The 23909-nt window shown below is 55.5% G+C and carries 15 protein-coding genes and 1 tRNA gene; 15 read left to right on the top strand and 1 reads right to left on the bottom strand.

The window, feature by feature from the left end; all coding sequences use genetic code 11:
• Positions 1-134: 134 nt before the first annotated feature.
• The 9 genes from pbpC (at position 135) to FBR45_RS14050 (ending at position 16449) form a co-directional block, all read left to right on the top strand.
• A complete protein-coding gene (gene pbpC / locus FBR45_RS14090; RefSeq protein ID WP_246082264.1) occupies positions 135-2390 on the top strand; it encodes a penicillin-binding protein 1C in 2256 nt (751 codons plus the stop codon).
• 67 nt (positions 2391-2457) lie between these two features.
• Entirely contained in the window at positions 2458-2895 is a 438-nt protein-coding gene (locus FBR45_RS14085; protein WP_138503401.1) for a nuclear transport factor 2 family protein, read from the top strand.
• Between the two features lie 117 nt (positions 2896-3012).
• Positions 3013-8529 carry an alpha-2-macroglobulin family protein gene (locus FBR45_RS14080; protein WP_138503399.1) on the top strand — a complete coding sequence of 1839 codons (5517 nt, stop codon included), beginning with the start codon at positions 3013-3015 and terminating at the stop codon, positions 8527-8529.
• Positions 8530-8755: 226 nt separating this feature from the next.
• Positions 8756-10120 carry a sll1863 family stress response protein gene (locus FBR45_RS14075; RefSeq protein WP_138503397.1) on the top strand — a complete coding sequence of 455 codons (1365 nt, stop codon included), beginning with the start codon at positions 8756-8758 and terminating at the stop codon, positions 10118-10120.
• Between the two features lie 75 nt (positions 10121-10195).
• On the top strand, positions 10196-10705 hold the full coding sequence (locus tag FBR45_RS14070; protein ID WP_138503395.1) for a gamma carbonic anhydrase family protein: 510 nt from the start codon (positions 10196-10198) through the stop codon (positions 10703-10705).
• A 2-nt stretch (positions 10706-10707) separates the two neighbouring features.
• On the top strand, positions 10708-11319 hold the full coding sequence (locus FBR45_RS14065; RefSeq protein WP_138503393.1) for a HupE/UreJ family protein: 612 nt from the start codon (positions 10708-10710) through the stop codon (positions 11317-11319).
• A 116-nt stretch (positions 11320-11435) separates the two neighbouring features.
• Complete coding sequence (locus tag FBR45_RS14060) at positions 11436-13853, top strand: M1 family metallopeptidase (protein WP_138503391.1); 2418 nt, start codon at positions 11436-11438, stop codon at positions 13851-13853.
• Between the two features lie 23 nt (positions 13854-13876).
• Positions 13877-16279, top strand: a complete 2403-nt coding sequence (locus FBR45_RS14055; RefSeq protein WP_138503388.1) for a M1 family metallopeptidase — start codon at positions 13877-13879, stop codon at positions 16277-16279.
• A gap of 96 nt (positions 16280-16375) precedes the next feature.
• Positions 16376-16449, top strand: a tRNA-Pro gene (locus tag FBR45_RS14050).
• A gap of 136 nt (positions 16450-16585) precedes the next feature.
• Here FBR45_RS14050 and FBR45_RS14045 read toward each other — a convergent pair.
• Positions 16586-16810 (bottom strand): hypothetical protein, encoded by a 225-nt coding sequence (locus tag FBR45_RS14045; protein WP_171044894.1) that lies wholly within the window; start codon positions 16808-16810, stop codon positions 16586-16588.
• Positions 16811-17490: 680 nt separating this feature from the next.
• Here FBR45_RS14045 and FBR45_RS14040 point away from each other — a divergent pair.
• The 6 genes from FBR45_RS14040 (at position 17491) to FBR45_RS14010 (ending at position 23765) form a co-directional block, all read left to right on the top strand.
• Complete coding sequence (locus FBR45_RS14040) at positions 17491-18324, top strand: MotA/TolQ/ExbB proton channel family protein (protein WP_077923076.1); 834 nt, start codon at positions 17491-17493, stop codon at positions 18322-18324.
• Positions 18325-18394: 70 nt separating this feature from the next.
• Complete coding sequence (locus FBR45_RS14035) at positions 18395-19021, top strand: ExbD/TolR family protein (protein WP_138503385.1); 627 nt, start codon at positions 18395-18397, stop codon at positions 19019-19021.
• A 75-nt stretch (positions 19022-19096) separates the two neighbouring features.
• Positions 19097-19630, top strand: a complete 534-nt coding sequence (locus FBR45_RS14030) for an ExbD/TolR family protein (RefSeq protein WP_138503383.1) — start codon at positions 19097-19099, stop codon at positions 19628-19630.
• 4 nt (positions 19631-19634) lie between these two features.
• Positions 19635-20459 (top strand): energy transducer TonB, encoded by an 825-nt coding sequence (locus FBR45_RS14025; protein WP_077923073.1) that lies wholly within the window; start codon positions 19635-19637, stop codon positions 20457-20459.
• Between the two features lie 220 nt (positions 20460-20679).
• A complete protein-coding gene (locus FBR45_RS14015; RefSeq protein WP_138503381.1) occupies positions 20680-21615 on the top strand; it encodes a PstS family phosphate ABC transporter substrate-binding protein in 936 nt (311 codons plus the stop codon).
• A 329-nt stretch (positions 21616-21944) separates the two neighbouring features.
• Complete coding sequence (locus FBR45_RS14010) at positions 21945-23765, top strand: tetratricopeptide repeat protein (RefSeq protein ID WP_394344379.1); 1821 nt, start codon at positions 21945-21947, stop codon at positions 23763-23765.
• The last annotated feature ends 144 nt before the right edge of the window (positions 23766-23909 follow it).

The following is a 23909-nucleotide window of genomic DNA, read 5'->3' as shown; positions in this document are numbered from 1 at the left end:
CTTTCTTCGTGAATATGTCAAGGCTTAACGAAGCAGATCGACGCCCTAAGTTACGCCGTTGGGTGCAGGAAACAGCAAGACCCTGGCTGAAACGAGTCTGGCAACAGAGCTGGGTTCGGGTTGTGGTGGCTGGTATGCTGCTGGCTACCGGGCTCGACCTGGCCTTCCCGATCCGGACTACGGTTCCGTACGCCACCCTGATTACGGCCCGCGACGGGCAGATTCTGCACGCGTTCCTGAGTCGCGACGACAAGTGGCGGATGTATGCTGAACTGAACGAGATAACGCCCGCCCTGCGCGACGCCATCCTGTTCAAGGAAGACAATTACTTCCGGTTCCACCCGGGCTTTAACCCGGTTTCTATGCTGCGGGCGGCCGGGCGGAATCTTCTCAACGGCCGACGCACCTCCGGGGCTTCGACCATCACGATGCAGACCGTACGGCTGCTCGAGCCCCGCCCGCGCACCTACATTAGCAAGCTGATTGAGCTGTTAAGGGCCGTACAGCTGGAAATTCATTTGTCGAAAGACGAGATTCTGCAACTGTATCTGAACCTGATTCCCTACGGCGGCAACATCGAAGGGCTCAAATCGGCCTCGCTGCTGTACTTCGGCAAGCCGCCCGCCCTGCTGAGTCTGGCCGAACTGACCACGCTGACCATCATTCCGAACCGACCGTCGAGTCTGCGGCTCGGCCAGAATAACGCCCGGATCGTGCAGGAACGCAATCGCTGGCTGGGGCGCTTCCGGTCGGCGGGTCTGTACGATGACGCAACCATTGCCGATGCGCTGGCCGAACCACTCACGGCCTACCGGCGAGCCGCGCCCCAGCTGGCTCCGCATCTGGCGCGACGGCTCCGGGCCGAGTATCCGGAAATTCCTATTATTCGATCGAGCCTCCATCCGGCGGCCCAGGCTACGGCGGAGCGGATTGTTGCCAACTACGCCAACCGCATTCGGGCGCTGAATATTCATAACGCAGCCGTGCTGGTACTCGACAACCGAACCCACGAAACGGTAGCCTATATCGGCTCGGCCGACTTCGCCAATACCCTCGACGGGGGGCAGGTCGATGGGGTGCGGGCCGTACGGTCGCCGGGAAGCGCCCTCAAGCCGCTCCTGTACGGATTGGCCTTCGACGGGGGGCTAATCACACCCAAAACTAAACTAGCCGACGTGCCGACCAATTTTGGCGGCTATGCCCCCAGCAACTATGACCAGCGGTTCAACGGCCCCGTTACGGCCGAGTTTGCGCTGGCCAACTCGCTCAACATACCGGCCGTGGCGCTGCTGAATGACATCGGCACATCGACACTGGTAGCGACCATGCGCAAGGCAGGCTTCTCGACGGTGAAGAAGCAGGCCCGGGACCTTGGCCTGTCTATGATTCTGGGCGGCTGTGGCGTTACGCTCGACGAAATGACCCGGTTGTATGCGGGCTTTGCCAACGGGGGCGTGGTGACCGATGGGCGGCTAACCCCGGCCGTTGCGGGTCAGCAAACGGCCGGATCGCGGATTCTATCGGCCGAAGCGGCTTACCTGATTGGCCACACGCTTACCCAGATCACCCGGCCCGACCTGCCTAATAACTTCGACAACAGCTACCATCTGCCGCGGATTGCCTGGAAAACCGGCACCAGCTACGGCCGACGCGACGCCTGGAGTATCGGCTACAACCAGCGGTATACGATCGGCGTGTGGGTCGGTAACTTCTCGGGGGTGGGCGTTGCCGAACTGAGCGGGGCCAATACCGCTACTCCGCTGCTGTTTCAGCTCTTCAACGCCCTGGACTATAACGCCCCGAGCGGCTGGATACGGCCACCCCGTACGCTGGCCATGCGGCTGATCTGCCCCGAAACCGGCGATATTCCCGGCGACTCCTGCCTGAACCCCATTACCGACTATTACCTCATGGGGGTATCGCGGCACCGGTACTGCCAGCATCGCAAGCCAATCTGGACCAACCCGACGGGTACGCTGGCCTACTGTGCCCACTGCCGCCCCGACAGCGGAGCCGTTCGCCGGATGTATCCCAACCTGGCTCCGAACGTACTGGCTTTCTACCAGGCCCAGCGCATACCGGTGGCCCGTATACCGTCCCATAATCCGGCCTGCGAGCGGGTATTCGGGTCGGGTGGTCCGCTGATTACCAGCCCCAGCGAAGGCAGTGAATACTACATCAACCCCCGCCAGCCCGCCGAACTCGAGCTAAGCTGTCAGGCCCCCAACGATGTGGAAACCATTTTCTGGTACCTGAACGATAAGCTGTACCGCAAAGCCAGTCCGCAGGAAGCCGTATTTTTCAAACCCCGGCCGGGTGCGCTGAAGATTTCCTGCGCCGACGACCGCGGCCGACATACCGACCTGCGCATCCTGGTCAGGGCCGAATGAGGATTTATTCATTTTGCGTTTCCACAAATTCTTCACACTTTTCCGCCCTAAAAGCCAATATCTTCCTATGAAATCCCTTTTATCCGTTCTACTGGCGCTGCTACTGACTAGCGCTGCCTTTGCCCAAACCACCGCTACTGACCCGTTGCAGGACCCAACTGCCTTGACCAATGCGTTCTTCAAAGCCATGCTCGACGAAGACGGTACCATCAGTAAATACATGACTTCTGACTTCACCATTACTAGCTTCGACGGCGCAACGGTAGACGGTGATCTGCTGGCCCAGGGCGTGGGCGGGGGGTATGTCATCATCGAAACCGGTACGCTATCCAACCCCCGGACCCGCCAGTACAACAGCGATGCGGCCGTAACGACCGGCAGCTGGAAAGCCAAAGGCAGCATTCAGGGTCAGAACTTCGAGAATACCGTCTCATTCTCGGTCACGAGCGTAAAGCAGGGATCGACCTGGAAAATTGCCAACGTTCAGTTCACGGCCGCCAAATAGTGACTATCCCTGTTTGCCGGATACTCAATACCTGCGGCAACTTCTTTGAATTCAGTACCCACTCCGCGTAGTTAGAGTGGGTTTTTTCGTTCCCCATCGTACTCTTGTCCTGACTCCATGAAAATTCGTCGGTTACTCCCCGTTCCTTTTTTCTGTCTTCTTCTTGTTCAGTGCGCCCGGCTTTCGTTCAACGAGGTCAGCGTAGTAGGCCGCAACTTCGACGATGAAGTACAACAGACGCAGAACCTGACGTTTACCTTCAATAAAAACGTTGGCCCCACGGCCGCCCTCGACGAATGGGACTCAACCCAGTACGTGCGGTTCATTCCGGCCGTTCGGGGTAAGTTCAAGTGGGTGGCTCCCAACGAATTGATCTTCTCACCCGCTACCGCCTTCGACGCAGCCACCGACTACCGGGCCGAACTGACCGACCAGCTGCTAAACCAGGCGACCGACAAGGACCTGAAAGTCTCGGGCGAGGCCATGGCTTTTCATACGCCTTATCTGCAGCTGACCAGCACCGAAACCTGGTGGGCCAAAGCGCGCGAAACCGGACAGCCCGTTGCCCGTACCCGACTGAACTTCAACTACCCCGTTAGTGCAGGCGAAGTAGCCGGTAAAGTAACCGTCAGCACCGACAACAAAGCCCTCCCGACGCAGCTCAACGCCAGCGACGCCGGCAGCAGCGTTGTTATGACCCTCATGAACGCGCCCGCCGTCCGGAACGAGCAGCCGCTTCAACTGAAAGTCGACAAGGGGCTGAAAGTAGCCAGCACGGCTTATGTCAGTAAAGATGTTATTGACGAAACGGCCTCGTTGCCCGCCCAGACAAGCGTTGATGTGGTGGATGTTCAAACGCGTTTCGAAGCCAGCCGAACGGGCGGCCCGACAGGAGTTGTTCGGGTCATTACCACCCAGGAACTGCAACCGGCCGATGCGGGATCGGGCGGGCTGAGCCAATACTATACCATTCAGCCGCAGGTCGAAACAACGGCTGAACTGACTGAGAACGGCTTCGTTATCCGGGGCAATTTTACCGAAACCGACACGTATGTACTGACGCTGACCGATCAGATCCGCGGCACCCTGGGCACCCGGCTCAGCGAACCCGTTACCAAGGATCTGTTTTTCGGGAAGATGCCCGCCAGCATTGCGTTTGCCAGTCAGAAAGCGCTGTATTTGTCCTCGAAAGGGTCGCGAAACGTTGGACTGAATATCGTTAACGTGCCGAAGGTGCAGGTTAAAATTGCCAAACTGTACGAGAACAACCTGCTCAACTATTTCCGGTCGTACCGCTACGAACAATACGCCGAGAAAGGCGATGGCTCCTGGGGGCCAACCGGCAGTTACAGCTACAACGGCGACGACGAAAACGACCTCAGCCAGGTGCTGGTCAGCAAGACCATCGATACCGAAGACCTGCCCAAAGTGCGGGGCGTTTCGGCGCTGAACATTGCCCTGCCCGATCAGAACAACAACTTCAAGGGTGTTTATCTGGTATCGGTCGGCTCCAAAGACGAAGCCTATCTGCAAAGCACACAACTAGTTTCGGTATCGGATATTGGCCTGGTCGCTCACCAGACCGATACCGACGTGCTGGTATGGGCCAACTCTATCCGAACGACCGAACCGCTGCAGAATGTAGAAGTAACCCTTGTCAGCAGCAACAACCAGTCGGTCTACACACTCAATACCGACGGCAGCGGCTTTGCCCGGTTTGAGAAGGTAGACGAGAAAGCCCCCGGCTTCACGATCCGGATGATCACGGCCCGAACCGACAGCAAAGCAACTGACGGGGGCGATTTCAATTTCCTGTTCCTGCCCGATGCCCAGGTAGAAACGTCGCGCTTCGAAGTAGAAGGCAAACGCGACAACCCCTCGGGTTTCGACGCCTTCGTCTACGGCGACCGCGACATTTACCGCCCCGGCGAAACGATTCATATCAATACCCTGGTTCGGTCGCTGGCGTGGCAGAGCGTGGGCGAGATTCCGGTGCTGATCCGGCTGCTAGCGCCCAATGGCCGCGAGGTACGGGCGTTCCGTAAAACGACCAACGCCCAGGGCGCGGTGTCGACCGATATACCCCTCGACCCGGCCGCCGTCACGGGCAGCTATACCATCGAGATTCTAAACGCCAATAACGTACTGCTGACCGCCCAGCCCATCAGCGTCGAAGAGTTTGTACCCGACCGCATCAAGGTTGACGTGCTGACCGACCGCACCAACTATCAGTCAGGCCAGACCATTACGCTCTCGGCCACGGCCATGAACCTCTTTGGCCCGCCCGCCAGCGACCGATCGTACGAGATAGAACTTCAGCTCAAACGAAAAACCTTCGCGCCCAAAGGCTTCGACGATTATTCGTTTGCTATTCCCAGCGGGCAGGCGGGGGCGCCCGGCACGTTCCCGAAAGAGGTACGGCAGGGCAAAACCAACGCCAACGGGCAGGCCACCGAACGCTTTCAGATTCCGGCCACCTACCAGGATATTGGTCTGCTGGAGGGCAAGCTCTTCGTAACGGTATTCGACGAAAACGGGCGCCCCGTGAACCGGCTCCGGCGGTTCGAGGTACAGACCCAGCCGGTTCTTTTCGGCATTCGCCTGGCCGACTCGTACGTGACTACGAACACGCCCATGGCCGCCGAACTGGTAGCAGTCGATGCCAGCGGGTCGCTGCGTCCGTCGGTGTCGGCCAGCGTGGAAGTCGTTCGGTTCGATTACCAGACTGTTATCGAAAAGCAGGAAAACGATCAGATCAAATACACAACCAAAAAGCGCGAGAAGACGGTCTACACCAACACCCTGCTGTTCAAAGGGGGCAAAGCGTCGTTCCGCTATGTGCCAACGGTATCGGGCGAGTACGAGATACGAGTCCGACGACCGGGTGCGTCGGCCAGCGGGTACGCAGCCACGCCGGTCTACGCCTATGGCTATGGCAGCACCTCGGCCTCGTCGTTTGAGGTCAGTCAGGAAGGGCAGGTGCTAATGACCCTCGACAAACCCGCCTACCAGACCGGCGACAAAGCCAAAATTCTGTTCAAAGCCCCCTTCGACGGGAAGCTGCTGGTGACTATCGAGCGCAACCGGGTCATGGAGCAGCAGTGGTTGACAACCAAAGACAAATCAGCCGAGTGGAGCTTCTCCGTTGGTGCCGACCACCTGCCCAACGTGTACGTAACGGCCACGCTGATCCGGGCCATGGACAACACGAACTTACCGCTCACCGTAGCCCACGGCTTTGCACCGATCCCCGTAACAGACAACAGCACCCAGCTACCCGTTGCGATAACGGCCGCTACCCGGTCGCGCTCCAAAACGAAGCAGACCATCCGAATCAAAACAGCCCGCAACGCGCAGGTAACAGTAGCCGTTGTGGACGAAGGCATCCTGCAGCTGAAGAACTTTAAAACCCCCGATCCGCACGGGTTTTTCTACCAGAAACGCGCCCTTGAAGTCAGCAGCCACGACCTGTACGCCCTGCTCTACCCCGAATTATCCCTACGCTCGGCATCAAGCGTAGGGGGCGACGGCTACGATCTCGAACGGCGGGTCAACCCACTCAGCAACGGCCGGGTCAGGCTGGTGGCGCTCTGGAGCGGTATTCTGGAGACCGGCCTTGATGGTGAAGCCGAGTTTACGGTCGATGTACCCCAGTTTTCGGGCGATCTGCGGGTGATGGCCGTAGCGTACAAAGACAACGCCTTTGGCTCGGCCAATACCAACATGAAAGTGGCCGATCCGATCGTTATCAGCACCGGCTTACCGCGCTTTCTGACCCCCGGCGATCAGCTCGACCTGTCGGTCAACCTCAGCAACACGACCACGCAGCCCGCCGTCGTGACGGCCCGGCTCGGCCTGAGCGGCCCGCTCTCGGCCGACAGCCTCACCACCCGAAAACTGACTATTGCGCCGGGTCGCGAGAGCCGTCTGACGTTCGGGATCGCGGCTAAGCAGGCCATCGGTGCCGGAGCCGTAACGATTACCGTTACCGGGGTGGGGGCATCATTACGGGGAGAAACTTTTACCGAGAAAACCGACGTGACCGTACGGCCGGGCGCTTCGTTGCAGAAAACAAGCACGTCGGGGGCCATAGCCGCCGGCAAAACAGCCACCCTCAACCTGGCCGGCACCAATTTTCTGCCCGGTACGGCTCGGGCTAGCCTGACCCTGAGCCGGTCGCCGGTGGCGCAGTATGGCCGTGAACTGTCGTTCCTGCTGGGCTACCCGCATGGCTGTCTGGAACAAACCGTTTCAAAGGCCTTTCCGCAGCTTTACTTCGCTGACCTGACCAGGCAGGTAGCAACCAACACCTATTTTGTCCGCAACGGCGACAGCGACCTGAACCCGGCCACCAACGTACAGCAGGCGATTCAAAAGATCGGGAGTTTACAGGCCGCCAGCGGTGGGTTTTCGATGTGGCCCGGTATGGAAGGCACCAACGTAGACGCCTGGGCCACAGCCTATGCGCTGCATTTTCTGGTCGAAGCAGGTCAGGCGGGGTACGAAGTGCCGCCAGCGGTGACCAGCAAAGCTATCGACTACCTCACCAACCTGGCCAACCAGCCAGCCAAAGAAGAGCAGGTAACCTACGACGAAACCGGCGGCCGGACGGTTCGGTCGGTAACCAGCCGAACCAGTTTGTACAGCCTGTACGTACTGGCGCTGGCCGGCAAGCCCAACCGGTCGGCCATGAACTACCACAAACAGAACGCTGCTGCCCTCACTACCGACAGCCGCTACCTGCTGGCTTCGGCCTTCGTTCGTACCGGCGACACCCGATCAGCAGGGGCTCTGCTCCCCAAACGGTATACGGATACCATGACCGGCCGCGAAACCGGTGGCAGCTACGCATCTCCCCTGCGCAATCTGGCCCTGTCGCTCGATGCGCTCGTGGCTACGGATCGGGATAACCTTCAGATTCCGGCCCTGGCCCGTCAGCTGACAACAGCCCTCCGCCAAAGTCAGTACCTGAACACCCAGGAAGCGGCCTTTGCTTTTCTGGCGCTCGGCAAGCTGGCCCGGCAGAACGCGGGCAGTACCGCCACGGCTACCGTATCGGCAGGGGGTAACTCGCTGGGTACGTTAGCGGCCGACTACCTGAACCTCAAACGGGTACCGGTTGGTCGGCCTATCACCCTGAACGCCAAAGGTACCGGCAACGTATACTACTTCGCGGCCAGCGAAGGCGTACCGGCCTCGGGGCAGGTAACCGAAGAAGATAACGGTCTGCGCGTTCGGCGGACGTACCTCAACCGCGACGGCGCCCCTATCAGCGAAGTCCGGCAGAACGATCTGGTTGTTGTGCGGGTATCGGTGGCGAGTACCAGCGGGCTGGCCGTTGACAATGTAGTTGTGACCGACCTGCTGCCGGCCGGGCTGGAGGTAGAGAACCCGCGCTTGACCGAGCAGCGCGACCTGAGCTGGGTAAAAGGCGCCAGTACCCCGCAGCATTTCGACCTGCGCGACGACCGCATCAATTTCTACACAAAAGCAACCGGTACCGAACAGGTCTTCTATTACCTGGCCCGCGCCGTATCGAAAGGCCGGTTTGTGGTGGGTCCGGTTTCGGCAGATGCCATGTATAACCATGAGTATCGGAGCTATAACGGTGCGGGTACCCTAACCGTCAAATAAGCGCATTTCAGTTGACGAAACCCTTGGTTTGTGTACTGACTAGGGGGCTGCCGGTTGTGTTCGGTAGCCCCCGCTACAGTCGACGCCACGGGAACATACTCTACGTTTACCGTAGAGAAAAATCCTAACATTTATGTATGTGTGGGGGTTTATAGGTCTGCAAGCGGGTTGGTATGTTTTTTGACCTGTGTAGACTGATCTTACCAACAAAACTCAACGCAACGATATGAAACGAAGGACATGGGTAGTTGCCTCCCTGCTGGCTGCTACCGTAGGTTTATCTTCCTGCGCCACCGTAGAAGGGTGGCTTTATGGTGACTCGAACGCCAGCCGGCAGGAAATGGTACGCAATGACCGCAACGCCCGCGGCCGAACCGCCGACTACCGTCGGGACGAGGACGATCGCAACGATCGGCAAGCCGCCTACAACGACCGCAACCGTTCTAACCGTGACCGCGACGATGATCGCGACAACGACCGGGGCGAAGGTATCTTTAGTCGCAACCGGAACAACCGGAATGACGATCGGCTGAGCCAGAACGACTTCCGCAACAGCCGTTCGTACAACAACCGGTACCGCGATGCTGATAGTGACTACGACCGCCCGAGCCGTATGTCGGGAGGCAGCTCGTATAACAACCGCTATTCATCGGATGATCGGGACGATCGCAACAGTCAGTATAACGACCGCAACGACAGCCGATACGACAGCCGATACGACGACCGGGATGACGATCGGTATAACGATCGCAGCAGTCGGTACGATGATCGCGATAGCCGCCGGGATGATCGTGACCGATACAGCAGCCGTTCAGATAACGACAGCTACCGCTCGCGCGATGATCGGAACGCTTATAGCGACCGAGATCGTAGCCGGTATGATGACCGTGACCAGTACAGCGACCGCCGTTCAGACGATCGCTACGACGACCAGCGCAGTCGCGACCGTTACGATGACCGGGATAACCGCCGGGACGACCGCAACAACGATCGTTATAGCCGCCGGGATGACGAGCGAGATAATCGTCGGGACGATCGCGACAACCGTCGGGATGACGAACGTGACAGCCGCCGGGATGAGCGCGACAACGATCGGGATAACCGCGACGACCGGGATAGCCGCACTGGTATAGCCGGTATTTTCAGCGGTCGCAACGACCGTAACGACGCCGGAGATCGCGACGACAGCCGGACCAACAACCGCCGGGACGATCGCAATAACCGCGACCGGATGGACGATCGTTCGGACCGGGATACCGACCGCAACAGCCGCCGGAATCGCGACAACGACAGCGATTTTGAACGCGAACGGCGCGACCTGGCCAACCGAATTGACGAGCAGATGGACAAACTGGACGACCAGCTCGATGAAGCCAAAGAAGAAGTAAAAGGCGAAAGCAAGAAAGCGCGCAAGGAGCGGGAAGACCGCGTAAAAGACCTCGAAGACAAGCGCCGTCAACTAACCGATTCGTATTATAAAGTGCAGCGGGCGGGCGAAGACGACTTCAAGAAAGTAAAACGCGAGGTGAACCGCTCTGTCGACGACGTTGAAGAAGCGCTCGAAAAGCTGGTCGATAAAATGAAGAAGTAATCAACCAGAAACAACTCCGGAAGAAGCCGGCTCGCAGGAGTCGGCTTTTTTCGTTACAGGAACTACCTTTGCCGCATGGCTTTGATTAAACCTGTACGCGGTATAGAGCCGCAGGTCGGCAACAACTGCTGGTTTGCCGACAACGCCACCCTGATTGGTGACGTAACCATGGGAGATGACTGTACAGTCTGGTTCAACGCCGTTGTGCGGGGCGATGTCAACAGCATCCGCATTGGCAACCGGACCAATATTCAGGATGGAGCCGTCATCCACTGCACCTACCAGAAATACGCCACCACCATTGGTAACTCGGTCAGTATTGCCCATAACGCCGTTGTACACGGCTGCACGATCGAAGACCGGGTCCTGATCGGCATGGGAGCTATCGTCATGGACGGTGCGGTGGTCGGAACGGGCAGTATCATTGCGGCTGGTGCCATCGTCACCCAGCACACGGTTATTCCGCCCGGCTCCATTTATGCTGGTAATCCTGCCCGTTTTCTGAAAGCAGTTTCTACAGAACAGGCCGAGATTTTTGATCGCACCGCCAACAATTACGTCATGTACGCCGAGTGGTTTAAGTAAGTATGGACGAATTTTTCATCTACCTGCGCCTGGGTTTTGACCACATCACCGATCCCGGTGGTTATGACCACATTCTGTTCGTGATTGCACTCTGTACGGTTTATACCCTCCAGCAATGGCGGCAGGTACTGGTGCTGGTTACCGCCTTCACCATTGGTCACTCCATTACGCTGGCCCTGGCCACCTTACAGCTGATCGACTACAGCACGGCACTCATCGAGCTGCTGATTCCGGTTACGATCCTGATTACGGCTCTAACCAATCTATTTTATCAGGAACCCCGCTCCCGACTGCAGCCCACTGCCCAGTCGCCCAATCGCTACTGGCGGTATGGCCTGGCTCTGGTCTTTGGACTGATCCACGGCATGGGCTTCTCCAACTACCTGCGCAGCCTGCTCGGCCGCGAAGCCAGCATTGTTCAGCCGCTGCTGGCGTTTAACATCGGGCTGGAGCTTGGCCAGTTGCTCATCGTAACGCTCGTACTCGCCATTGCCTTTGTGGTGCTGGATATCCTTCGCCGGAGCCGACTCCGGTGGGTACTGGTCGTTTCAGGAATCGTGGCCGGCATGGCTATTTCGCTGATTCTGAACAATGAGTTAGTGGCGGGCAAGTAGTTGCGCGGCTGCTGAACGCCGTGATTATATACGGCTATATAGAAAAAGCGCAATGGGCATATTGCGCTTTTTCTATAATTTTACTCTCCTAATTCAAATTCTGATAAACTCACTTCATGCAAAAGATAATTTTGCTGGCGATCGGTGTTTCCATCGGATTCACAACGGCGCAGGCACAGGCGCCATCAGCGCCAACTCAGAACGCCAACACCCGTTTTGAGCAACTTGGGCCTATGCTGCCCACCCCCAATACCTTCCGTACCGCTTCAGGCGCTCCCGGCAAAGACTACTTCCAGAACCGCGCCGACTATGACATCAAAGCCGAACTCGACGACACCAAACAACGGATAACGGCTTCGGAGAACATCACGTATCAGAACAACTCGTCCGACGCTCTTCGCTACCTCTGGCTGCAGCTCGACCAGAACCTGTTCAAGCCCGATGCCGACGGCAACACCACTGAAACCAACAGCATCAACGCCGAACGGGGGGCGTCGCCCGGCCAGCTGGACCCCAGCGCTGCGCTGCGGAATAAAGAATACGGCTATAAAATCACATCGGTACGCGATGCGGCTGGTAAACCGCTGAAGTATACGATCAACCAGACCATGATGCGCATCGATCTGCCCACGCCCCTGGCGCCCGGCAAGTCGGTTTCGTTCGCAATCGACTGGAATTTCAACATCGTTGACGCCAAATCCGTTGGAGCCCGTTCGGGCTATGAGTTCTTCCCGAAAGACGGCAACTACGTATACGAGATAGCGCAATGGTTTCCGCGGCTTTGCGCTTACGACGACGCGAACGGCTGGCAGAACAAACAGTTTCTGGGGCAGGGTGAGTTTACCCTCATCTTCGGCAATTACAAAGTCGCCATCACCGTTCCGAACGATCACGTGGTGGGCGCCAGCGGTGAACTTCAGAACCCCTCGCAGGTACTGACCGCTACGCAGCTGAACCGATGGAACAGTGCCAAAGCCAAAGGTGACAAGCCCGGCGAAAATCCGGTACAAATCGTGACCCAGGCCGAAGCCGAAGCCGCCGAAAAAGCCGGGGTCGCGCACGACAAACCAACCGGTAAGAAAACCTGGATCTACAAAGCCAATAACGTACGCGATTTCGCCTTCGCAACCAGCCGTAAGTTCATCTGGGACGCCCTCCAGCCCAACGTAGGTGGCAAGCGCGTGTGGGCCATGTCGCTCTACCCCAAAGAAGCCAATCCGCTCTGGGGCCAGTACTCGACCCGGCTGGTGGCGCATACCCTGCGCTCCTACTCGCGCCGTACGTTCGACTATCCCTATCCCGTAGCCTACTCCGTACACGGCCCCATCGGCGGTATGGAGTACCCCATGATTTCGTTCAACGGCGCCCGTCCGCTGGCCGATGGTACCTACTCGCAGGGTACCAAAAACTTCCTGATTTCGGTGGTTATCCACGAAGTGGGACACAACTTCTTCCCCATGATCGTCAACTCCGACGAGCGCCAGTGGTCCTGGATGGATGAAGGGCTGAACAGCTTCCTCGAAGGGCTGGCGTGTCTGGAGTGGGACCCCGATTTTCCGGCCCGGGGTATCGAACCGCAGTACATTGTCCCCTACATGCAGCTCGACTCTACCCAACAGGTGCCCATCATGAGCAGCTCCGACAATATTCTGCCCAACACCTTTGGTCCCAACGCCTACAGCAAACCCGCCACGGCGCTTAACATCCTACGCGAGACGGTCATGGGCCGCGAACTCTTCGACTACGCCTTCAAGGAATATTCACGCCGATGGATGTTCAAATCGCCCACGCCCGCCGATTTTTTCCGGACCATGGAAGATGCCTCAGGTGTTGACCTCGACTGGTTCTGGAAAGGCTGGTTCTACGGCGTTCAGCCCGTCGATCAGTCGCTGGTGAAGGTAGACTGGTTTCAGCCCGCCAGCCAGAACCCCGAAGTGGCGAAGGCCGAAGCACGGGCGGCTGCCCAGCGCCGGGCCAATACCATCAGCAAACAGCGCGATGCGGCTACCAAAGACCAGACCGTGGTGGCTCAGGACAGCACCATGAGGGATTTCTACAACTCCTACGACCCCTACGCCGTTACCGACGAAGACAAGAAGAAGTATCAGGATTACCTGGCCACCCTCACCCCCGACGAGCAGAAACTGGCCGAAGCGGGCACCAACTTTTATACGCTCTCGCTGAAAAACAAGGGGGGCGTGCCCATGCCCGTGATCGTACGGATGCAGTTCGAAGACGGAACCGACTCGGTGGCCCGTTTCCCGGCCGAGATCTGGCGCTTCAACGATGTACAGATCAAAAAGGTCATTACCACCAGCAAAAAAGTGACCCAGTGGACGCTGGACCCTTATCGGGAAATTGCCGACATCAATACCGACGACAATAGCTTCCCGGCCCTGGCCGAGCCGAGCCGTTTCCAGCTGTTCAAGCAACAGCGGGGAGGGGGCGCAACCGCGCCGAACCCTATGCAGCAACAGCGCCAAAGCCAGTCGACACCCCCGCGTCCTGCCGTTCAGGGAAGCGGCCGAAACTAGAACCAAACAACCTGCAGCAAACTATGAGAAAAATCCTTCTTTCCTGCCTGGCCCTCTGGTCGGCAACCGTACTGGCGCAGCAACCCGCTCCGACACAGAACGCTAACTCGCGTTTTGAGCAGCTCGGGCCCATGCTCCCAACACCCAACACCTTCCGTACGGCAGCGGGCGCTCCCGGCAAAGATTACTTCCAGAACCGCGCCGACTACGACATCAAGGTCGAACTGGACGATGCGAATCAGAAGATCATCGGCTCTGAAACAGTTACGTATCACAACAACTCGACCGACGTACTGCCTTACATCTGGCTTCAGCTCGATCAGAACCTGTTTGCCAAAGGTTCGACCGGCAGCGTAACCCGCACCGGTGGCGTGAGCGAAAACGGCATGAGTTTCGCCCAGTTACAGAACCTGACCTCGGTGCGTGAGCGGAGCAACACCCAGGCCACCGACAAGTACGGCTACAAGATCACGGCCGTTACCGATGCCAAATCACGCACGCCCCTGAAGTACACGATCAACCAGACCATGATGCGTATCGACCTGCCGGCCCCCCTCAAGCCAGGCACGAGTTACTCATTCAACATTGACTGGAACTACTTCATTACGGAGTACTACGGCCGCAGTGGCTACGAGTTTTTCCCGAAAGACGGCAACTCTAACTACTTCATTGCCCACTGGTTTCCGCGTTTGTGCGCCTACAGCGACGTAAATGGCTGGCAGAACAAGCAGTTTCTAGGCCAGGGTGAGTTTACCCTCATCTTCGGGAACTACAAAGTAGCCATCACCGCCCCGGCCGATCACATCGTCGGCTCGACCGGCGAATGCCAGAACTACAAGCAAGTCCTGACGGCGGCTCAGCAAAAACGCATGGCCCAGGCCGCAAACTCGAAAACGCCGGTTGTCATCGTAACCCAGGCCGAAGCCGAAGCCGCCGAAAAAGCGAAACCAACCGACGTAAAAGCGAAGAAGACCTGGATTTACAAAGCCGACAACGTACGTGATTTTGCGTTTGCCAGCAGCCGTAAATTCATCTGGGACGCCATGCAAACCGACGTCTATGGCGACGGTCGTAAAATCTGGAGCATGTCGTTCTATTCGAAAGAAGGAAACCCGCTCTGGGGTCAGTACTCAACCCGCGTCGTAGAACATACGCTCAAATCGTACGGTAATCGCACGATCAAGTATCCGTACCCGGTGGCAATCTCGTGTCATGCTACGGCAGGTGGCGGCATGGAATACCCCATGATCTCGTTCAACGGCGGTCGGCCCGAGCCCGATGGCACGTACTCCGAGCGCACCAAAGCCGGTATGATTGGCGTAATTATTCACGAAGTGGGGCATAACTTCTTCCCCATGATCGTCAACTCCGACGAGCGCCAGTGGACCTGGATGGACGAAGGGTTGAACACGTTCTGTCAGTATCTGGCCGAAAAAGAATGGGATTATAACTTCCCGACAAGCCGGGGTGAGCCGCAACAGATCGTCGACTACATGAAGTCTGACAAGTCGGTACTGTCGCCCATCATGACCAGTTCCGACAACGTTATCAGCCTCGGGCCCAACGCCTATGCCAAGCCAGCTACGGCGCTCAACATCCTGCGCGAGACGGTCATGGGCCGCGAACTCTTCGACTACGCCTTCAAGGAATACGCACGCCGGTGGGCCTTCAAGAGCCCTGAGCCAGCTGATTTTTTCCGGACTATGGAAGATGCCTCGGGTGTTGACCTCGACTGGTTCTGGAAAGGCTGGTTCTACGGCGTTGAACCGGTTGATCAGGATTTGGTAGAGGTAGACTGGTTCCAGGTCGATAATCAGGACCCGGTTGTAGCCAAAGCAGCCGCTCGTGAAGCCGCCCAGCGCCGGGCCAACACCATCAGCAAACAGCGCGATGCGGCTACCAAAGACCAGACCGTGGTAGCTCAGGACAGCACCATGAAGGATTTCTACAACTCCTATGACCCCTACGCCGTTACCGATGCTGACAAAAAGAAGTATCAGGATTACCTGGCTACGCTGAGCGAGGACGAGCGCAAAACGCTCGAAACCAATACGAAGACCAACTTCTATACACTCTCGCTGAAAAACAAGGGGGGCGTGCCCATGCCTGTGATCGTACGGATGCAGTTCGAGGACGGCACCGACTCGGTGGCCCGTTTCCCGGCCGAGATCTGGCGCTTCAACGATGTACAAATCCGGAAAGTCGTTGCTACCAGCAAGAAAGTGACCCAGTGGACGCTGGACCCCTATCAGGAGATCGCCGACATTGATACCGAAAACAACTCGTTTCCGCGTTCGTCGCAACCGACCCGCTTTCAGCTGTTTAAGCAACAGCAACGGGGTGGAGGAGCGCCCCCGAACCCCATGCAGCAGCAACGGCGTACTACGCCACCACCTGCCGTACAGGGTACCGGTCGGAATGAGTAAAGCCTGAATAAAGCCAAATGCGCAATGGATATTGATGAGTATCGCTCAATATCCATTGCGCATTTGGCTTTATTAATTACCTTTGCAGACCTCATTCGGGATGTGGCGCAGCCTGGTAGCGTGCTTGCATGGGGTGCAAGAGGTCGTGGGTTCGAATCCCGCCATCCCGACTTAGTCAAAAGCCAATCGATCCGATTGGCTTTTTTTGTGTCCAGCCCCGTTCCGCCTTCTGCGTAACGTTCTCTAAGGTCAAAAAAAGGCACCCGTAGGTGCCTCTTTCACAATCTATAATAAACTTGACCAGGCTTACTCGGTACGCCCTGCCTGCACCGGTTCGTAATCGATCAGGTCGGTAGCCAGATTGGTCCCCTGCCATAACGACAACGCGGCATGAGCTACCAGCACAACCGACAGAAGTACGGCTACCAGTTTACCAATCAACGGTATAGACAGCCCCGGCAGTAGTGCCAAACCCATCAAGCCGGCAAAAACAATAAAAACAGTAATGGTGGTGGTGCGATAGCTGCTCATGGTCGTTTCCAATGAATGGTTTGGGAATGATGGGGAGAGTGAAACTCCTGTTTCTTTTGACGATACAAACATCTCGTTACCAGATTAAGATGACGTTTAGTTCGGGTTAAAGTAGGGTTAAAGTTGTTAGACTGCGCCGTTTGCAATTCGTCATCTGAGCCGGAGAGAATATCCACTTTTTACAGTCACAAACCTGCCTCCGGGCCATTGTGCCCGTTACAGACAACGCTTCTGCAAAAAAATATAGGGTACACCGTATGGATTCTGATACCAATACGCATCTAAAAGGCATAGCTCTGGCTGGACAAACGAGTAGGGAGCAGCAACCTTAACAATTATTTTATGAAGAGAGCCCCGCCCAAACCCGTTGAATGTAGCTCACTCATAGCCATACAATCGTACTTCGGACGGTTGAAAAACAAGGCTTTACCGCAGGAGAGGGTCATTCAGGAGCATTTGTAGTCAGTCGAATATATCCAAGTATTTGTTGATGGATTGCCATTAAAATGAAAATTTTGGATAATAGGAATGCGTTGTATTCATCGGAAAAACTATAGTTTTGTGGAGGTTTCGATCGCTTGCGGTCAAATTTTTGACTGACAAAACCCAAACAATCTAAAATTTTCACTTTTTTTACCGGGCAAACCAACTTTCAATTTTAACCCTACAGTCCAGTTCCAATGAAAACACAAACACCCTCTCCAGCACCAGCCAAAGCAGCTGCACCTAAGAAGAAGTCGGGCGGTCTGAATCCAGCACTCGTGATTCCGGTTCTGCTGTTGATCGGTATCCTGACGTACATGTTTGTCTTCGGCGATGGTAGCCACTTCCAGGAAGGCGACAATACGAAAGAGCCGCTCCCAGGCGATTACTTCGGGACCGTGTACAAAGGAGGCTTTATCGTGCCAATCCTGTTCACATGTTTCCTGACGGTGTTGGTGTTCTCGATTGAGCGCTTCATTACTATCGGCCGTGCCAATGGCTCAGGTTCGATTGATGACTTCGTTCGGAAGGTGAAGAGCCAACTCGACCGCAACGACGTATCGGGCGCTATTGCCGAGTGCGATCGTCAAAAAGGTTCGATCGGTAACGTAGTAAAAACTGCCCTGCTGAAATACCAGCAGCTGTCGACCGATACCGAACTGAACAAAGAACAAAAACTGGTTGCCCTGCAAAAAGAAGTAGAAGAAGCTACGACGCTTGAACTGCCCATGCTCGAGAAGAACCTGACGATCATTGCCACGCTGGCTTCGGTTTCGACGCTGATCGCCCTGCTCGGTACGGTACTTGGTATGATCCGCGCTTTCGCAGCTATGGGTGCTACCGGCCAGCCTGATACGGCCGCTCTGTCGACGGGTATCTCGGAAGCCCTTGTAAACACGGCTCTGGGTATCGGTACGGCGGCTATCGCTACGATCATGTACTCGTACTTCACCAGCCGGATCGACGTACTGACCTACAACATCGACGAGATCGGTCTGAGCATCCAACAGAATTTTGCAGCTCACTACTAGGCCATACGCGCTTAAGGTGACGTTTTCATTAGCCAGTCTGCCCAGCAGATTCGCAGAAACAGATTAAAACATGCCAGCAGTTAAAATCAAACGTGCTAGTTCTTCGGTGGACATGACGGCGATGACTGATGTGGCGTTCCTGTTGCTGACGTTCTTTATTCTGACTGCCCAGTTCCGGGCCCAGGATGCCGCCAGCATTGAAACCCCTTCGTCGATCTCCGGGATCAAAGTCCCTGATAAGAATATCATGACCATCGGCCTGGGTAAAGACGGCAAGGTTTATTTCGGTATCGACAACCAGCAGGAACGCATGGAAATGCTGGAGAATGTCGCGGCTGCCAAAGGCATTACCTTCTCGCCAAATGAGAAAAAAGAGTTTGCTCTGATGTCAAACTTCGGTATGCCCATCGCGCAGTTGAAGCAGTATCTGAACCTGTCGAAAGAACAGCAGGCAAAGATCAAGCAGCCAGGTATTCCGACCGATTCGACCGGTGCCGGTGCAAACAATGAACTGAAAGATTGGGTGTTCAACTCAAGAAAGGCCAATAACGACCTGCGGATCGCTCTGAAGGGGGATAACCTCGCCAAGTTTCCGGAGTTCAAGAATGTGTTGGCTACGCTCCAGGCGCAGAATATCAACAAATTCAACCTGATCACGGGCACGGAAGCGCCCCCGGCTGGTTGGAAGGCAGACTAACAACGTCTACAGTTTACGGTACCTGGCACATCGATAGCCAGGGCCGTAAGCTGTAAACCGAAAACCAAATAAGCCATGGCAGAAATTAACACTGGCGGTGGTGGTGGACATGATGGTGGTAAGGTACGGTCCAAGAAACAGTCGACCCGCGTTGATATGACGCCGATGGTTGACCTGGGCTTCCTGCTGATCACATTCTTCATCCTGGCTACCACCCTGAGCAAGCCATCTTCGATGACGCTCAACGTGCCAGATAAAACCAAACAAGAGGAAACGGAGCCTATCAAGGCTTCTAACGTAATGACCGTTTTCCTGGGCAAAGACAATAAGGCGCATTACATTTTCGGTAAAGCGGCTAACGAAGAACCAGAAGTAAAAACGGTTGGCTACGGGTATGAATTCCGGCAGGCCATTCAGGAAAATGCCCGCAAAGTAGGTGGAGACAAATTTGTCGTGGTTATCAAGCCAACCAAAGAGTCGACCTACAAAAACATGGTCGACGTACTGGATGAGATGGCCATTACGAAAACCAAACGGTATGCCCTGGTTGACCAGTTGACTCCGGATGAGAAAACCCTTCTCAAAGACAAAGTTAAAATAGACGCATAACACCATGGCAGAAACTCCCAAAAACGCAACACTGGATGATATAGTGTTTGCCAACCGGAACCAGGCGTATGGTGCGTACGATCTGCGGAAAGCATATCCGAAGACCGTTACCCGTGCGTTAATTATCGGTGGTGTGCTGTTTACGCTTGGCGTACTGGCCCCAACGATTATTACAGCCCTGACTCCGGAAGTTGAAGAACAGGCAATGGTTGAGGTGGACCTGATGAAGCTCCCCCCCCCACCCATTGACCCTAACGAACCTCCGCCACCGCCACCACCGCCGGTAGAAGTGCCGAAGGTGAACACGGTTAAATTCCTGCCGCCGGAAGTTAAGCCCGACGAGGAAGTCCCCGAAGAAACGCCACCGCCGGCCGTTGAAGAGCTGAAAGAAGCCGTAGCTGCCGAAAAAACCCAGGAAGGTGATCCCAACGCTGAAGAGGTAATTGCTGCCCCCGAAGCGAGTGCCGGTCCAACCAAGGTAGAGGTAGCCGTTGAAGCAGCCCCCAAAGAAGAAGAAATCTTTACGGTGGTTGAACAGCAGCCCGAATTTCAGGGTGGTATGGCCGCTCTTGGTCAGTTCCTGCAGAAAAACCTGCGATATCCGGCCGCGGCTCAGCGTGCAAACGTATCGGGTCGGGTATTCGTAAGCTTCGTTGTTAACACCGACGGTAGTATTCAGGATGTTCAGGTGCTGAAAGGGTTGGGCTTCGGTACCGACGAGGAAGCAACCCGCGTGGTAAAAAGCATGCCGAAATGGCGTCCCGGTAAACAGTCGGGTCGTCCGGTTCGGGTAAAGTATAACCTACCGATCAACTTCACGCTGGAATAAACCAACATGCGCGGACGAAATCGTGGTCTGGCGCAGCTAACACTGTACATCGCAGTGCTGGCTTCGCTGGCATACATGGGAGGAGGCATCGCACTGATAGCCTCCTCTCAGTCTTTTGGCGTGTTCCCCGAGCCGGGCCCTCTCCGGTACGGAATGGCCACACTGTTGCTTATCTATGGTATTTTCAGAGCCTATCGCGCCTATCAACGTTTTCAGGGACATGATTAAGCACCTTCTTTGGCTGGGCGGTTTCCTGACGATGCTGTTCGGCTGTACGAACGAAGCCACCAAGCTCGACAATCCGGCACGGGGCACCATTACCGTGGCGGCTGACGAATCGTTTCGCCCACTGGTTACGCAGCTTACTTCCGCCTACTCCGGAATCTACCCCGACGCGCATTTCAAAATCGTTTTCAGACCAGAGCAGGAAGCGATCAACATGATGCTCCGCGACAGCGCCCGGATTGCTTTTACCACCCGGACGCTAAAACCGAACGAGCGGGGCGTACTCAACCAACTAAAGATCAAGGGCAGTACGACCAAGATTGCCACCGACGGCGTAGCGCTAATCATCAACCGGGCCAATACCGATAGCCTGATAACCATGAACGAACTGCAACGTCTTTTCCTGGGTCAGATAAAAGATTGGTCGCAGCTGAAAGGCGGAAACCAGTCCAGCCCGATTACGCTGGTATTTGACAATAATAACTCCAGCAACCTGGCATCGGTACTGGCTAAATTTAACATAAGCGACGTAAGCAAACTGCGCATCTTTACGACCCGATCGAACCGGGAGGTCATCGATTTTGTTCGTAAAAATCCGTCGGCACTCGGTTTTATCGGTGTGAACTGGATCAGCGACGGCGACGAGCCCCTTACGGCCGAGTTATCGCGCGATCTGCGGGTTGTAGGAGTTTCTGACAAACCCAATCCTACGCAGCGGTCTGATTATTATCAGCCGTTTCAGGAAGATCTGGGTATGTTGCGCTACCCTCTCCGTCGGCCGGTTTACGTACTTAGCCGGGAAGCACATCCGGGTTTGGGCGGAGGCCTGATAAACTACGTGGCGCGGGATGCCGGTTCGCTGATCATTTACAAACTCGGACTTTGGCCTACGATCCCGTATAACCGCGAGATAAATCTGAAAAAGTCATAGTCGGAAAGCCTAAGGCGGGATGGCCTCAGGGGGCCCAGGTTGTAGGTTGAGAGATCGGCTTCTGGCGGGTCGATGTGGAAAATCACCCTTTTTATCATCAGCTGAAATAGTAGGTTTCACGAAAATGAAGCCAGTAAAAAACCAGCTGACCGGCACAGCTGCTCTGCACCTAAAAAGTGGATTTCTGGCTTCTGAGGCTATTGTTCTTAACGTTTAATCGGTAAGTAAAACCTTTTGCTCGGAAAACAGTCTATTGTTTGGCAACTCAACTAAATAGACAAACTAAGTCTAAGTTTTTCGGTTTGTGTGCAATTTTTTAGTTTTGCCTTATGTTAACTAAACACGAAGTACTTTTTCCCATTACCAACCTGAAATACATGATGAACACCCCAAAGAAACTGCTGTTCACCATCTTGTTCGCAGGAGCGTCCTTAACTGCTCCGGTGGTAGCGCAGGATGTTCAGACAGCGCTAAAGGACATAGAAGCTGACCGTTTTCCGAAGGCGGAACAAACGCTGACCCAACTGGCATCGAGTGCCCCTACGGCCGATAACCAGTTTTACCTCGGCTATTTTTACCTGCGTACCGGTCAGATTGATAAAGCAAAAGCTGCTTTCGAGAAAGGCGCAGCGGCCGACGGTAAAAACCAGCTCAATAATATTGGTCTGGCCGGGGTCGCGCTGGCGAAGAAAGACCGGGCAACGGCCAAAACGCTGATCGATAACGCTGTTTCGCAAACCAAAAGCAAGAACCAGGATGTTCTGATTCGTGCCGGCGAAATGTATACGCTTTCTGAAACCAATGATCCAGCCGAGGCTCTGCGTCTGCTGACCATTGCTGATGAGAAAGACAAAAAGAATGAGAACGCCGAGATCGAAATGCTGCTTGGCGACGCGTATTTCCTGAAAAATGACGGTGGTAACGCCATCACGAAATACGAGAACGCGTTGGCCGTTAGCCCCAACCTGGCTGAAGCCAACTACAAGATTGGTCGGCTTTACCTGCGCGGCAAAAACTATACCAAAGCTCAAGAGTATTTCAAACTGGCCATCCAGAATGATCCAGAGTTTGCGCCAACCTATCTGGCATATGCCGATGCGCTGGCTAACTCACGGGCCTATAAGAGTGCAGCCCAAAACTATGAGCTGTACGTACAGAAAAGCGGCACGAACGATCCCGAGCGCTTACTCGACGTAGCTCGTTACCGCTTCCTGGCTCAGGATTATCAGGGAGCTACCACCTACCTCGATCAGCTGAAGGGGAAAGTAAACAACCCGATCGCTGACCGGATGTACGGTTGGGCTTACTACGGTCTGAACCAGCCTCAGCAGTCGGTAGACGCGCTGAACCGGTTTATTTCGTCGGCTCCCAACAAAGTAATCTACGACGATTACAAATATCTGGGTCGTTCGTATGGCTTGCTGAACACTCCGGAAGCTGACTCGCTTAGCATTGTAAACCTGGAAAAAGCAGCTACTCAGGATACCACTGAGAACCTATACCGCGATATCGCCAAGAAATATTACGATATGAAGCGGTATGACAAAGCAGCTGATTACTACACCAAGACGATCCAGAACGACAAAAAGCCGCAGAACAATGATTACCTGTGGCTGGGTCTGGCTAACTACCAGTATGCTCCGCGCGTAGGTCGGGATAGCCTGGCAGCCCCGGTCGATTCGGCTGCTATTCCGCAGGTAAAACAGTCGTATTACCTGCGTGCTGATTCAGCCTTTGCTCAGATGTCGCAGAAGATCGAAGCAGACGGTAAGAAGTATCCGCTGGCTTATTACTACCGCGCTCAGTCGCTTTACTACGCCAACGCTTCCGATCCGATCAAGGCTGGCGAAGCAGCTACGCCGATCTACCAGAAGTTCATCGAGCAAGCCACTGCGCCTGACTCAACGGACAAAACGGATTACAAGCGTTACCTGATCACCGCCTACAAAGCACTGGCAGGCTTCAACATTGCCAAGAAGGATGATGCTAAAGCAAAAGAATATTTCGACAAGGTACTGGAGCTGAATCCGAATGATGCAGATGTTAAGAAGGCGCTGGAAGGACCTAAAGTAGCTCCGACGCCAACGACCCGACCGGGTGCAAAACCGGCTACGAAAGCACCGGCCAAGAAGAGTTCGGCCAGTAAGTAGTCCGCTTTCATACACAAAGAAAAAGGCGCAGGCAAGTTGTCTGCGCCTTTTTCTTTATCCAGAAAATAAATACCCTTAGCGCTGAAGCCTGTAGGTTATTATTTTCTAAGGGGCTATCGTAACTTTGCGGGCGCAATTTTTTAC

This window comes from Spirosoma lacussanchae (assembly GCF_005870035.1).
Taxonomy (GTDB): domain Bacteria; phylum Bacteroidota; class Bacteroidia; order Cytophagales; family Spirosomataceae; genus Spirosoma; species Spirosoma lacussanchae.
Note: the sequence above shows the minus strand (reverse complement) of the source record. Positions and strands in the feature narration are given on the sequence as shown.